The sequence below is a fragment of the Mesorhizobium sp. M7A.F.Ca.MR.148.00.0.0 genome (assembly GCF_003997735.1).
GTDB lineage: Bacteria > Pseudomonadota > Alphaproteobacteria > Rhizobiales > Rhizobiaceae > Mesorhizobium.
Genome location: NZ_RZTB01000072.1, coordinates 3,199 through 14,857 on the forward strand (window position 1 = coordinate 3,199; position 11,659 = coordinate 14,857).

Sequence of the window (11,659 nt, forward strand, 5' to 3'; positions counted from 1 at the left end):
CAGTTTTTTGATCGCATCGCTATGCGTTGCCGGCTGCTCGTCGACATCAGGCACTTGGGGATCAGGCACGTCGGGTGCGGCAAACACCCCTGTCTCTTCCTCCTCCGCCAAACCGAACGGGCGCGTTTTTTCCCCCGGACCGTTGTCAGACATGGGAGCCAATCCGGCCCTTGCCGCCCTGTTGCCCCTTGCCGCCGGAGCAGCGGCGATCGGTGCCGGCGGCCGGATCACGGAACTGGTGGTCTCGTTGGACGGTTTCTGCAAATCCAGCGCGTCGACGCCGGCCGTCGACGAGCAGCCGGCAACGCATAGCGATGCGATCAAAAAACTGACGACGCCCGGAATCCGCATCTGGACCTGTACTCAAAACACAACAGACCGAGGGCAAAACGACAGCCGACGGACAAACCAGATCAGTTATGAATGAGAAATTACCAATAAAGTTTGAATCAAGTTTTTTTCGCCCATACCGCGTGCGGGCAAGCGCGATGGAAACCGGCTAGGATTTTTTGAAAACGCCGATCATCGGCCCGAGATTCCAATAGTCGTCTTTGCGGCCGATGGCAGGCGCAAACAAGCTTGATATCGTGCCGTCGAGGAACAGCGCGTTGTCGCAGCCGAGCGCATCGCGGAACAGACGGGCGAAGGCATGGAAGGTCACCGAGCCATTCGAAATCGCAAAAACCGCGACGCCGTCCTTTCGCACCCCGACACCGTCGCGGGTTTTCCGTGAAGTGCCGTCAGCCTGGAATTTTGGATGCAGCTTGCCGTCGATCACCAGCATCGGCCCCGATTGCGTCGCATAGTCGACTGTCGGGCGCCTTTTCACGAAATCCCTGGTGGCACGGACCGCGGCCTTGCCGTTGCGCATGTAGAAAATGCCGTTCGGCTGCAGGGAAAAATTGCCGCTTCCCGATCCCGTTTTCACCGAGGCCATCTCCTGGCCACGCTCGACATAGAGGCCGACCGGCGCGAGGTTCGGGTGATACATACCGGCATTGATGCCGAACAGCATGGTGCGCCCTGCCGCCTGTTGCGTGGCATGCAGATTGTGCAGCGACTGAAACGGCTTGCCCGCCGCATCCTTCCAGAACAGCTCGAGCTGATATCGTTTTGGATCGACCTCGCAAACGAGATAGCTGGTCGCCTCGAAGGTGAAGTCCCGGCATGGCGGCAGTGAAGCGGTCCACTGGCCAAATCCCATGCCAAATGCCGCCACCGACGGCAGTGCGCCCTTGGCCAATGCCAGCAGCAACGGCAATGATTGCAGGAGGGTCAGGAAATCCATGCGCTTACCGGAATCGAAGTTCGAGGTCCGGTACGGATATAACCTGTTTTAAGCGAGACTGTGAAAGGCTCTGGACTTAGGCAAGCCATCCCATGGCGACGCTCAACAACAAGACGATGCCGAGCAGGCCGCGATAGATGACGAACGGCCAGGCCGAGAAACGCTCCAGCACGTGCATCAGCCCCCATATGGCGAAGAAGGCGGAGATCGACGCAACGACCAGCCCGACAGCAAGCACCGACCAGCCATGGGCGTCGAGATGGACCTTGTGCAGTTCCCAGAGTTCCTTGAGGCCGGCGAGCGCGATGGCAGGCAGCCCGAGCAGGAATGAGAAGCGCGCCGCCTCGGCCCGCTTGAAGCCGAGCCCCAATGCCGCCGTCAGGGTCGAGCCCGAGCGCGACACGCCGGGGACAAGTGCGCCGATCTGGGCAACACCGACGAGCAGCGCATCGGTCAGCGACGCACCCCCCATGCTGCGCCGGTGACGGGCAAAGATCTCGGCCAGCGCCAGCAGGATCGCCATTGCGATGCAGGCCCAGCCGATCACCGTCAGGCTGCGTAGCGGCGAATTGCAGGCGTTGAGCACGCCAGACAGCGCCACGCCGGCGATGACGATCGGGATCGTCGCCAGCACGATCCAGAGCGCCAGCTTGAAATGCCGGTCGGCGAAATCGCGTCGCGCCAGAGCGTTGAAAGAACCAAACAGGATATTCCTGACATCACTCCAGAAATAGCTGACCACCGCGGCAAGAGCCGCGAGTTGCATGGCGGCGGAGAAGGCGGAGCCAGGATCCTGCCAGCCGAGCACGGCCGGCACGATGCGCATATGGGCGGTCGAGGAAATCGGCAACAGTTCGGTGATGCCTTGCACCACGCCGAGGAACGCCACCTTGGCGAACCCTAGGCCGACGAAGCCCGTATCCAGGCCTTGTGTGCAGATATCGGCCAAAATCGAATTCCGTGCATGAGAGATCGGAGTTGCGTGGACCGACCATGGGTCAATCCCGGGCAAGCCTTATCGTCATGGGCCGGATAATCAATTTACGGATTTGTAAGCTGGCGTGCCGAAGTGCACGCCGTTCGAAACCGGCCCACCTTGGAGCCGGCTTGAGATACACAGCGAAAATCGCAAAGCGACTACGGGCAGAGCCAGAGTTTCTGGCATGTCCTGGCGATCACATGCGCCGGCGGCACTTCGGGCTCATCGGTCGAAGGCCGGCGAGCCCGTTCGAGCAGCATGCGCACCTGTTCGGGGCGCACACGATCGCGCTCCATCACAAGCAGGACCATCGGATCGCTCAAAAGCTCGTCCAGGGTGATGATGCTGTCGTTCATCCGTCGTCTCCTCGAATGCCGTACCCGCGACCCATAAATAGGGAGACAATGATGGCCCGCCAATGACGCTTTGCCGGCTATCTCGTGTCGATTTGGATTAAATTTTGGCCATGCTTGCGCTCTCCCCTGGCCCTTGGCGCTGCGCGTCGATCCACTTCCTTCCACAACAAGGGGAGAAGGGAAAAATTAGCCTGGCGGAGGGGCGCCTTCGTATTTCGGCAGGCTGTCATCGAGCACCACCCAGGGCTGCTTCGAGCCCGTGAAAACATGCATTTGCGGCTTGAAAACCGTGGGATCGTCGAGCCATGCGAGTGGGGGTGAAGCGATGACGCCGAAAGCCGTCATCGCTGCCATGGAATGCCGGTTGCCCGCTAACAGCCGGCGGCTTTGGCGTTCACTCCGTTTCGCCGACGACCTCGTCCCAGGTTTTGACCTTGGTCTGGCCGTTGAGGAACGGCAGCGCGGCGGCCGTCAGTTCGGGGGCGAAGAAAGTGTCGTAGTGGGTGCGGTTGGGCAGGATCGCCAGGCGGTTTTGCGACAGGTTCTCGCGCATCCAGCTGGCATCCTTCAGCCCGCCGCCGAGCATCTGATAGAACTTGATCTCGTGTTCGGGCTTGTACATATCGCTGTCGCCATAGACCAGCATGACCGGCATCTTCAGCTTGGCGACGTCGGCCGCGTAATCGCGGTTCTGACGCATGAAGCCGCCCAGCGCATCGAGGAGCTTCGGGAACTCCTCCGGATGCGGCGCCACCGCGACATAGGATTTGTACATCGGCGTGTCCTTCATGAACTCAGCCGCGGCCGCGCTCACCTGTGCCTGCTGGGGACGCATCTCGTCATAGAAGCCGTCCGTGGCGTAGCCGGTTGATACCAGGACGAGGCGGCGCACCGCTTCGGGATTCTGGACGGCCATGCGGAAGGCGACGCCGCCGCCCAGCGAATAGCCCATGACATCGACCTGGTCATAGCCGAGCGCCTTGACGATGGCGGCCATGTCGTCGCCCATCGCCTCCACGGTGAATGGGCGGTCGCCCAGCGCGGTGCGGCCGTGGCCCTGCAGGTCGACGCCGATGACGGTGCGGTTTTCGGCAAGTTTCGGCAGGATCGGCGCGAACATATCCGAGGTGCCGAGACCGCCATGCAGCAGAAGCAGCGGCTCGCCCTTGCCATAGATGGCATAATAATAATTCAGGCCGTTGATCGGCAGCAGGCCGGACTTTTCCGGCTTCGGCAGTGCGTTCGTCTCAGTCGTCATGGCGGGTTTTGTCTCCTCTGCATTGGTGGTGCCTGGGCAGCCAACGAGCGCTGCAACCGAAGCAAGAATGGCGAAAAACAGGGTTTTGGACATATCGATCTCCTCTCGTCATGCCGGTATCAGAGCGTCATGCGGATCAAAGCGTTTTGGCGAGTTCTTCGAGCTGGTCGGCGCACTGTCCCCAACCCTCGTGGAAACCCATCTTCTCATGCTGTTCGCGGTCGGCGACGCTCCAGTGCCTGACCCGAGCGATGTAGCGGGTCTTGCCGTTGCCCTCGTCCTCGAAGGTCAGCGCGACGGTCATGAACGGCTTTTCCGAAGGCTGCCAAGCCTCTGTGTAGGCGTCGGTGAAGACGATCTTCCTGCCGGGAACGACTTCGAGGAAGACTCCCGGGTTGGGGAATTCGTTGCCGTCCGGGCCAGCCATGACGACAAGGCTCGAGCCGCCGGTGCGCACATCCATCTCGGCGCGCGGCGTCGTCCACGGCTTTGGCGAGAACCAGCGCGTAATCAGTTTCGGGTCAGTCCAGCAGCGATAGACGTTTTCGCGCGGTGCATCGATGATGCGGGCGAGAACCAGTTCACGCTCGTTGGTGGGGGCGATGTCGAGCTTGATGGTCATGATGGCGTCCTGCGTTTGATCTGGCTTCCGTCCCAAGGACGAGCCGATGAACCGCAAACCGACATCGCCCGCAAAAATTTTGCGATGAGTCCCTGCTCCGCGTCAGTCCGCGGGGAACGAAGGACGTGTCAGTGGCGCTTGGCTTGCACCAGATAAGCCTCGATCTCAGTCTCGCCGAGCCACCTTGCCGCCTCCAGCCGGTGCAGGCCTTCGACGAGGATGTGGCGCTTGCCGTCATGGCGGACCTGGATCGGCGTCTTCATGCCGTTTTCCAGAATGTCCTCGGCCAGATGGCGGACGGTCTCGGGATGCAGCGTCTTCTTGCGCGCCGTCGGCACGTAGATCTCGTCGACCTTGACCTTTTGCACTCTGAGCATGCCGACCCCCCTGGCGGAAACGCCGCCTCCCCTGAGATAGTCCGTTTGATGGAGGCGGCCAAGGGTGCGGCTAGCGAATGCTGGCCCGATCGTTTCTATTTGACGCGTGACCGGCAGATCGCCGAAATGGCGGCCCTCGACCTTTTCAGGTGTTCATGACCCATCTGCCGACCGAATTCCCCGATTTCGGACTGACGCCGGAGCAGCGCCGCCACGCGGTGCGTGGCCATTATTACGAATGGCCGGGGATGGATGGCGAGCGCGGCGAGATCTGGTGCTACAGCGACCGGTTTTCCTATCGCGCCGGAGAGACAGTGGCTTTGCATGTCAGTTCGACAGCTGCGACGTTCGGCATGACAATCATCCGGGATGGCGGCAGCGAAACCAAAGTGTTCGAGAAATCGGGCATCGCGGCACGCCGGCAGGACACACCCGACCAGTGTTCGGCTGAAGGCTGCGGCTGGGACGCATCCTTCGAATTTCGCGTCGGGGCGGACTGGCCGTCCGGCGCCTATCGGGTCACGCTGACCGCCGACGGGCGCGACGGCAAGCCGATCCAATGCCACCATATTTTTATCGTCAGCCCGCAGCCCGGCCGTAAACCCGGCCGTGTGCTGCAGGTGGCGGCGACAGGCACATGGCTGGCCTACAACACCTGGGGCGGCTCCAACCACTACCAGGGCATCACCGGGCCGGATCGCAACCAGTATTCGCCCATCCTGTCGACGCAACGCCCCTGGTGCCGCGGCTTCGTCGTGCTGCCGAAAGATGCGCCGCGCGTGCCGCTGGAAGTCGCCGTCCCGCCCAAGACGATCCCGCGCTATCCGCACATGGAATGGGCGCTCGCCACAGGCCATTCGAAAAAGTACGCCTCGTCGGGTTGGGCCAGCTATGACAGCCATTTCTTCCGCTTTGCCGAGCGAGCCGGCTATCAAGTCGATCTCGCCAGCCAGCATGATCTGCATTTTTCGCCGGAAATTCTCGACGGCTACGACTGTGCCGTCTTCGTCGGCCATGACGAATACTGGACCTGGGAAATGCGCGATGCGGTCGACGCCTATGTCGAGCGTGGCGGTCATGCCGCACGCTTTGCCGGCAACTTCATGTGGCAGACGCGGCTCGAGGACGAGGGCCGCCGGCAGGTCTGCTACAAATATCGCTCGCGTGCCGAAGACCCGGCCTATCTCCCAGGCGGCGACGTCACCCGCGCCACCAATTCCTGGGAAGCGCCGGAAATCGGCCGGCCGGGTTCGGCGACCTTCGGGCTCAATGCGACGCGCGGGGTTTATACCGGTTGGGGCGGCTGCGCGCCGCGCGGCGTGCGCGGCTTTCCGGTCTACCGGCCCGAGCATTGGGCCTTTGCCGGCACCGGCATCTACTATGGCGACCTGCTGGGCGCCGACAGCCATGTCTATGGCTATGAGGTCGACGGGCTCGACTTCGAGATACGCGGCGGCCTGCCCTACCCGACCGCCACCAGCGGCGCGCCAGACGGCCTGCAGGTTCTCGCGGTCGGCATGGCATCCCAGGTCGAGGAAAGTGCCGATATCCCGATCGAGGACCAATTCCTCACCGACGAGGATGGCCGCTTCACCGCCGAGACGCTGTTCGGCGAGGCGAGCGACGCCAATCTGGAAAAGGTCAAACGCGGCAACGGCATGATCGTCAATTTCCCGCGCGGCAAGGGCGAGGTGTTCCACGCTGGAAGCTGCGAATGGGTCGCCGGCCTGCTAAGACAGGACCCGATGGTCGAACGCGTCACCAAAAATGTCCTCGATCGTTATCTCGGAAAGCCCTGACATGTCGAAAGTCCAGACCGCCGCGCAAGCCACCGACGCCCGGCGAGACTCGCATCTGTTCTATCTGTCCAGCCTGCGCCGGCCGCTGATCGACCGCGCCGAGGGCATCTATATGTGGACGCAGGACGGCCGCCGCTTCATCGACGGCTCGAGCGGCCCGATGGTCGCCAATATCGGCCATTCTAACCACAATGTGCTGGATGCCATGAAGCGGCAGATGGACCGCGCCACCTTTGCCTATCGGCTGCATTTCGAGAACGAGCCGGCGGAGGAGCTGGCACGCGAACTGGCAGGCAAGCTGCCGGAAGGCATGGACCGAATCTTCTTCGTTTCGGGCGGCTCGGAAGCGACCGAATCCTGCATCAAGCTGGCGCGGCAATGGGCCGTCGCCACCGGCCAGGCCAGCCGCTGGAAGGTGATCACCCGCTTCCCCTCCTATCATGGCGGCACGCTGGGTTCGCTCTCGATCACCGGCGACGATGCGCTGGCAGAAACGTTCGAGCCGATGATGCGGGCGATGCCGACCGTGCCGGCGCCGAATGCCTGGCGCGACCGCGACAATCTCTCGATGGAACAGCGCGGCATCCGCTATGCCGACATGCTGAAGGAGAAGATTCTTGCGGAAGGTCCAGACAGCGTGGTCGCTTTCATCATGGAGCCGATCGGCGGTGCGGCGACCGCGGCACTGGTCGCGCCGGACAGCTATTATCCGCGCATCCGCGAGATCTGCGACCGCTACGGCATCCTGCTCATCCACGATGAAGTGATGAGCGGCGCCGGCCGCACCGGCAAATTCCTAGGCGGCGACCATTGGAACTGCAAGCCCGACATCGTCGCGCTGTCGAAGGGGCTGGGTTCGGGCTATGCGCCGCTTGGCGCGCTCGCCGCCCCGATGCGGCTGGTGCAGCCGCTGCTTGACTCCGGCGGCTTCCAGCACGGCCACACCTATGCCGGCAATCCGCTGGCCTGCGCCGCCGGGCTTGCCGTGCTCGGTGAAATGGACCGGCTCGACCTGATCGCCAATGCGGCTGCCATGGGCGACGTGCTGATGGACGGGTTGAAGGGGCTGGCGAAGCGGTTTCCGTTCATCGCCGACGTGCGTGGCAAGGGCCTGCTCACCGGCGCCCAGATGGTTGCCGATCCCGAGACGCTGAGGCCGATCGACCAGACCAAGAAAGCCACGCAACGGCTGCTCGACCTCGCCTATGAGCGCGGGCTGATCATCTATGGCCGCAGGGTCAAGGGTGGCGTCGACGGCGACAATTTCATGGTCGCGCCGCCGATGATCGTCACCAGCGAACAGGTCGGCGAGATCGTTTCCATCATCGGCGACTCGCTGGAGGTTCTGGCCTCCGAGCTCGACCTGCCGGTCGAAGGGTAAAAGCATGGTCTCGCGAAAAGTCATCATCACCTGCGCTGTCACCGGCTCGGTGCACACGCCGTCGATGTCGCCCTATCTGCCGGTGACGCCGGACCAGATCGCGGCGGAGGCGATCGCGGCGGCCGAAGCCGGCGCGTCGATCCTGCATCTGCACGCCCGCGACCCGAGGAATGGCCGCCCGACCGCCGATCCGGACGTCTACATGCAGTTCCTGCCGCGCATCAAACAGGCGACCGATGCGGTGATCAACATCACTACCGGCGGCTCGTCGCTGATGACGCTCGATCAGCGGCTGGCAGCCCCTTTGCGGGCTGAACCCGAAATGTGCTCGCTCAACATGGGTTCGATGAATTTCGCGCTGTTCCCGATGCTCGACAAGCCGAGGGAATGGCAGCACGAGTGGGAACCCAAGCTGCTCGAAGCGACGCGCGACACCATCTTCAAGAACACCTTCGCCGACATGGAGGGCGTGCTGGAGCGGCTGGGCAAGGGCTGCGGCACGCGCTTCGAATTCGAATGCTACGATGTCGGCCATCTCTATTCGCTGGCGCATTTCCGCGACCGCGGGCTGGTGTCGGGGCCGCTGTTCATTCAGTTCGTGCTGGGCATTCTTGGTGGCATCGGCGCCGACCCGGAGAACCTCGTCCATATGAAGCGGATCGCCGACAAATTGTTCGGCGACAGCTACCAGTTCTCGGTGCTGGCCGCCGGCCGCCAGCAGATGCCGCTGATTTCGATCGCCGCGGCGATGGGCTGCAATGTCCGGGTCGGGCTGGAAGACAGTCTCTATGATGGCCGCCAGTTGGCGAAATCCAATGCCGACCAGGTGCGCCGCATCCGTGGCATTCTCGACGGGCTGTCTCTGGAGGTTGCAACGCCAACCGAAGCGCGCGACATGCTGGCGCTCAAGGGCGGCGACCGGGTGGCGTTTTGAGAGACGACCGTGATCAATCCAACATCCAATGACGTCCTCTTACGCCCCGGCCGGATCGACGACGTCGAAACCATCCACGCGGCGATCCTGAAGCTCGGCACGCATATCGGCGCGCCCGAGGAGATCATCTCGACGCCGGACGATCTCAGAACGTACGGCTTTGGCGAAAAACCCGCCTTTTCGACCCTGATCGCCGAAATCGGCGGGGAATTTGCCGGGCTTTGCCTGCATTTCCCGATCTTTTCGACCTGGATGGGGCGGCCTGGCGTCTATGTGCAGGACCTCTATGTCGAGGACCGGTTTCGCGGCCGCAAGATCGGCGAGCGGCTGTTGCGGCATGTTGCGGCGCAGTGCCGGAACGAAGGCGGCGTCTATCTCCGGCTGTCGGTAGACACCGACAATGAAGGCGCCAAGACTTTCTACGAAAGGCTGGGCATCGCCTGGTCGAGCTATGAGCAGACCCAAAAAATCATCGGCGAGGCCTTCTTTGCCTTCGCCGACGCGCCGGAAAACGGGGATCACAAATGAAAGCCTTCTATGCCGAGGAACAAAAGCGTCACGACCCCAAGGCCTTCCTGTCAAGCGGTGCGCCGCAGCCCAATCCGGAACAGCCGGAGCGCGTCGAGAGATTGTTAGCCGGCGCATTATCTGCGGGTTGCACGATCGAGCGGCCTCGCAATCATGGGCTCGGTCCGGTCGCGGCGGTGCATACGCCCGAATATCTGGATTTCCTCGAGCATATCTACGCGCGCTGGCAGCGTATCGAGGGCGCTTCGGCCGAAGTGATCCCCAACATCCATCCGATCGCGCGTAACGGCTCCTACCCGGCCTCGGCGGTCGGCCAGGCCGGCTACCACATGGCCGACACCGCTTGCCCGATATCGGGCGAGACTTGGCAAAGCGCGCTGTGGAGCGCCTGGAGCGCGGTCGATGCGGCCGAGGCGGTGATGTCAGGCGCGCCGGCCGCCTACGCGCTGTGCCGCCCGCCCGGTCACCACGCCTTTGCCGATGTCGCCGGCGGCTTCTGTTTCATCAACAACTCGGCCGTCGCCGCGCGGGTTCTGCATAAGCAGGCCGCACGGGTGGCGATCCTCGATGTCGACCTGCATCACGGCAACGGCACGCAAGGCATCTTCTACGCACGGCCGGATGTGCTGACCGTCTCGCTGCATGCCGATCCCGTGCGCTTCTATCCGTTCTTCTGGGGCCATGCCGACGAGCGCGGCGAAGGGCTAGGCCTCGGCTACAATTTCAACCTGCCGCTGCCGCGCAAATCCGCCGATGCGGCGTTTCTCGAAGTGCTCGCGGTGGCGTTACAGCGTATCCGCGCTTTTTCGCCCGACGCGCTGGTCGTGGCGCTCGGCCTCGACGCGTTCGAGGGCGATCCGTTCGGTGGACTTTCGATGACGACGCCGGGTTTCTCGCGCATCGGCGAGGCTATCGCAAAGCTCGATCTACCGACGGTCATCGTCCAGGAAGGCGGCTATCTCTGCGACGAACTCGGCGACAATCTCACTGCGTTCCTCACCGGCTTCGGCGGCAAGATGCGGTGAGTGCTCAAGCCAGCGTCAGGAGCGCTGCTGCCTGAGCATGGCGATCACACGGTGTACGCTCTCCAGCGTCTCGTCGATCTCGGCTGCAGTGTTGTAGTGGGCGATGCCGATGCGCACGACGCCATGCTCGGCTGGAATGCCGAGTTGGTGGACGATCTCCCAGGCGTAGTTGTGGCCGGACCACAGGAAGATGTTTTCGGCATTCATCTGCCGCACGATCGTTTCGGGCACGATGCCATCGACGGTGAAGGAAACCGTCGGCACGCGCTCGCCGAGCCGCTTCGGATCGGTAATGCCGTGGATGGTCAGGCCCTCGATATCGGACAGGCCATCGATCAGCTGTTGCGCCAGCGGGTTTTCATAGGCGATCGAAACCGCAAACGCCTTGGCGATCTTCTGCCTTCTTGAACCGTCTTCGCCTGCCGCCGCGCCAAGGTCGGCGAAGTAGTCAACCGCCGCCGTTAGGCCGGCCATCAGTTCGATCTGAGGCGTGCCGAGTTCGAACCGCTCCGGCAGACCGTTGGAAGAGCAGCGGCACTTGTAGGGCTCCAGCGTTTCGATGACATCACGCCGGCCCCACAATATGCCCATATGCGGACCAAAGAATTTGTAGGCCGAGCAGATCAGGAAATCACAGCCGAGTTCCTGCACGTCGATCAGGCCGTGCGGCGCGAACTGGACCGCGTCGACATAGACCAACGCGCCGGCATTCCTTGCCATGGTGGTCAGCGCTTTCACCCGGTTGATCGAGCCGGTCAGGTTGCTGGCGTAGTTCAACGCGACCAGCCGTGTCTTCTCCGAAAACAGACCAGCCAGCGTCGCCTCCTCGACCTGCCAGCTCGTTTCGTCGAACGGCAGCCAGCGCACGACGAGGTCGAGGTCCTCGGCCAGTTGCAGCCAGGGCGATACATTGCCCTCATGGTCCATGCGGGTGAGGATGATCTCGTCGCCGGGCTGCATCGTGCGGCCGAGCGTGCGCGACATGTGATAGGTCAGCGTCGTCATGTTGGCGCCGATGATGATTTCCTCGGGGCTGGTGGCGCCAAGGAAATCGGCCATCGCCTGATGTGCTTCATCGACGACCTGCTGTGCGGCAATCGTCGTTTCGAAAT

At 62.7% G+C, this 11,659-nt stretch carries 14 protein-coding genes and 1 pseudogene (1 of these 15 cut by a window edge); 6 read left to right on the top strand and 9 right to left on the bottom strand.

The genetic code is table 11. The features are described from left to right. Positions 1-153 (bottom strand): annotated as a pseudogene (locus EOB49_RS22560) (GH25 family lysozyme); it reaches 820 nt to the left of the window's first position. Here EOB49_RS22560 and EOB49_RS37880 point away from each other — a divergent pair. Then, positions 152-427 carry a hypothetical protein gene (locus tag EOB49_RS37880; RefSeq protein WP_245472789.1) on the top strand — a complete coding sequence of 92 codons (276 nt, stop codon included), beginning with the start codon at positions 152-154 and terminating at the stop codon, positions 425-427. The pseudogene EOB49_RS22560 and the gene EOB49_RS37880 sit on opposite strands and share 2 nt — an antisense overlap. A 72-nt stretch (positions 428-499) precedes the next feature. On the opposite strand, the gene EOB49_RS22565 is transcribed toward EOB49_RS37880, so the two are convergent. The 7 genes from EOB49_RS22565 to EOB49_RS22595 all read right to left on the bottom strand — a co-directional run bounded on the left by EOB49_RS22565 (position 500) and on the right by EOB49_RS22595 (position 4,880). Then, positions 500-1,288, bottom strand: a complete 789-nt coding sequence (locus EOB49_RS22565) for a phosphodiester glycosidase family protein (protein ID WP_127327552.1) — start codon at positions 1,286-1,288, stop codon at positions 500-502. Positions 1,289-1,364: 76 nt separating this feature from the next. After that, positions 1,365-2,237 (bottom strand): undecaprenyl-diphosphate phosphatase, encoded by an 873-nt coding sequence (locus EOB49_RS22570; protein WP_127269867.1) that lies wholly within the window; start codon positions 2,235-2,237, stop codon positions 1,365-1,367. 188 nt (positions 2,238-2,425) lie between these two features. Next, positions 2,426-2,623, bottom strand: a complete 198-nt coding sequence (locus tag EOB49_RS22575) for a hypothetical protein (protein ID WP_127382269.1) — start codon at positions 2,621-2,623, stop codon at positions 2,426-2,428. 186 nt (positions 2,624-2,809) lie between these two features. Beyond that, positions 2,810-2,977, bottom strand: coding sequence for a hypothetical protein (locus tag EOB49_RS22580; protein ID WP_245472791.1), 168 nt, complete (start codon positions 2,975-2,977; stop codon positions 2,810-2,812). Positions 2,978-3,017: 40 nt separating this feature from the next. Further along, entirely contained in the window at positions 3,018-3,974 is a 957-nt protein-coding gene (locus EOB49_RS22585) for an alpha/beta hydrolase (protein WP_127382270.1), read from the bottom strand. Positions 3,975-4,017: 43 nt separating this feature from the next. Beyond that, positions 4,018-4,503, bottom strand: a complete 486-nt coding sequence (locus tag EOB49_RS22590) for an SRPBCC family protein (RefSeq protein WP_127382271.1) — start codon at positions 4,501-4,503, stop codon at positions 4,018-4,020. Positions 4,504-4,631: 128 nt separating this feature from the next. Continuing rightward, the gene (locus tag EOB49_RS22595; protein WP_127269873.1) at positions 4,632-4,880 is read right to left on the bottom strand and encodes a ParB N-terminal domain-containing protein; all 249 of its coding nucleotides are present in this window, start codon (positions 4,878-4,880) and stop codon (positions 4,632-4,634) included. Positions 4,881-5,035: 155 nt separating this feature from the next. On the opposite strand from EOB49_RS22595, the gene EOB49_RS22600 reads away from it, so the two are divergent. The 5 genes from EOB49_RS22600 to EOB49_RS22620 are packed head-to-tail and all read left to right on the top strand — an operon-like array spanning position 5,036 to position 10,547. Further along, entirely contained in the window at positions 5,036-6,679 is a 1,644-nt protein-coding gene (locus EOB49_RS22600) for a N,N-dimethylformamidase beta subunit family domain-containing protein (RefSeq protein ID WP_127382272.1), read from the top strand. 1 nt (position 6,680) lies between these two features. Beyond that, positions 6,681-8,060 carry an aspartate aminotransferase family protein gene (locus EOB49_RS22605; protein WP_127382273.1) on the top strand — a complete coding sequence of 460 codons (1,380 nt, stop codon included), beginning with the start codon at positions 6,681-6,683 and terminating at the stop codon, positions 8,058-8,060. 4 nt (positions 8,061-8,064) lie between these two features. Beyond that, positions 8,065-8,994, top strand: a complete 930-nt coding sequence (locus EOB49_RS22610) for a 3-keto-5-aminohexanoate cleavage protein (RefSeq protein ID WP_127382274.1) — start codon at positions 8,065-8,067, stop codon at positions 8,992-8,994. 12 nt (positions 8,995-9,006) lie between these two features. Then, entirely contained in the window at positions 9,007-9,522 is a 516-nt protein-coding gene (locus EOB49_RS22615; RefSeq protein ID WP_127327577.1) for a GNAT family N-acetyltransferase, read from the top strand. Next, on the top strand, positions 9,519-10,547 hold the full coding sequence (locus tag EOB49_RS22620) for a histone deacetylase family protein (RefSeq protein WP_127382275.1): 1,029 nt from the start codon (positions 9,519-9,521) through the stop codon (positions 10,545-10,547). The genes EOB49_RS22615 and EOB49_RS22620 overlap by 4 nt, the downstream gene beginning before the upstream one ends. Positions 10,548-10,562: 15 nt before the next feature. Here the strand turns inward: EOB49_RS22620 and EOB49_RS22625 are convergent. Continuing rightward, positions 10,563-11,659 (bottom strand): cysteine desulfurase-like protein (locus EOB49_RS22625; protein WP_245472792.1); only part of this gene is annotated, 1,097 nt, incomplete at its 5' end.

Bases quoted from the DNA above. Each gene is read 5' to 3' on its own strand.
- EOB49_RS22575 (WP_127382269.1), bottom strand. From the start codon at position 2,623: ATGAACGACAGCATCATCACCCTGGACGAGCTTTTGAGCGATCCGATG.
- EOB49_RS22580 (WP_245472791.1), bottom strand. From the start codon at position 2,977: ATGGCAGCGATGACGGCTTTCGGCGTCATCGCTTCACCCCCACTCGCA.
- EOB49_RS22590 (WP_127382271.1), bottom strand. From the start codon at position 4,503: ATGACCATCAAGCTCGACATCGCCCCCACCAACGAGCGTGAACTGGTT.
- EOB49_RS22585 (WP_127382270.1), bottom strand. From the start codon at position 3,974: ATGTCCAAAACCCTGTTTTTCGCCATTCTTGCTTCGGTTGCAGCGCTC.
- EOB49_RS22600 (WP_127382272.1), top strand. From the start codon at position 5,036: ATGACCCATCTGCCGACCGAATTCCCCGATTTCGGACTGACGCCGGAG.
- EOB49_RS37880 (WP_245472789.1), top strand. From the start codon at position 152: ATGGGAGCCAATCCGGCCCTTGCCGCCCTGTTGCCCCTTGCCGCCGGA.
- EOB49_RS22605 (WP_127382273.1), top strand. From the start codon at position 6,681: ATGTCGAAAGTCCAGACCGCCGCGCAAGCCACCGACGCCCGGCGAGAC.
- EOB49_RS22565 (WP_127327552.1), bottom strand. From the start codon at position 1,288: ATGGATTTCCTGACCCTCCTGCAATCATTGCCGTTGCTGCTGGCATTG.
- EOB49_RS22610 (WP_127382274.1), top strand. From the start codon at position 8,065: ATGGTCTCGCGAAAAGTCATCATCACCTGCGCTGTCACCGGCTCGGTG.
- EOB49_RS22595 (WP_127269873.1), bottom strand. From the start codon at position 4,880: ATGCTCAGAGTGCAAAAGGTCAAGGTCGACGAGATCTACGTGCCGACG.
- EOB49_RS22620 (WP_127382275.1), top strand. From the start codon at position 9,519: ATGAAAGCCTTCTATGCCGAGGAACAAAAGCGTCACGACCCCAAGGCC.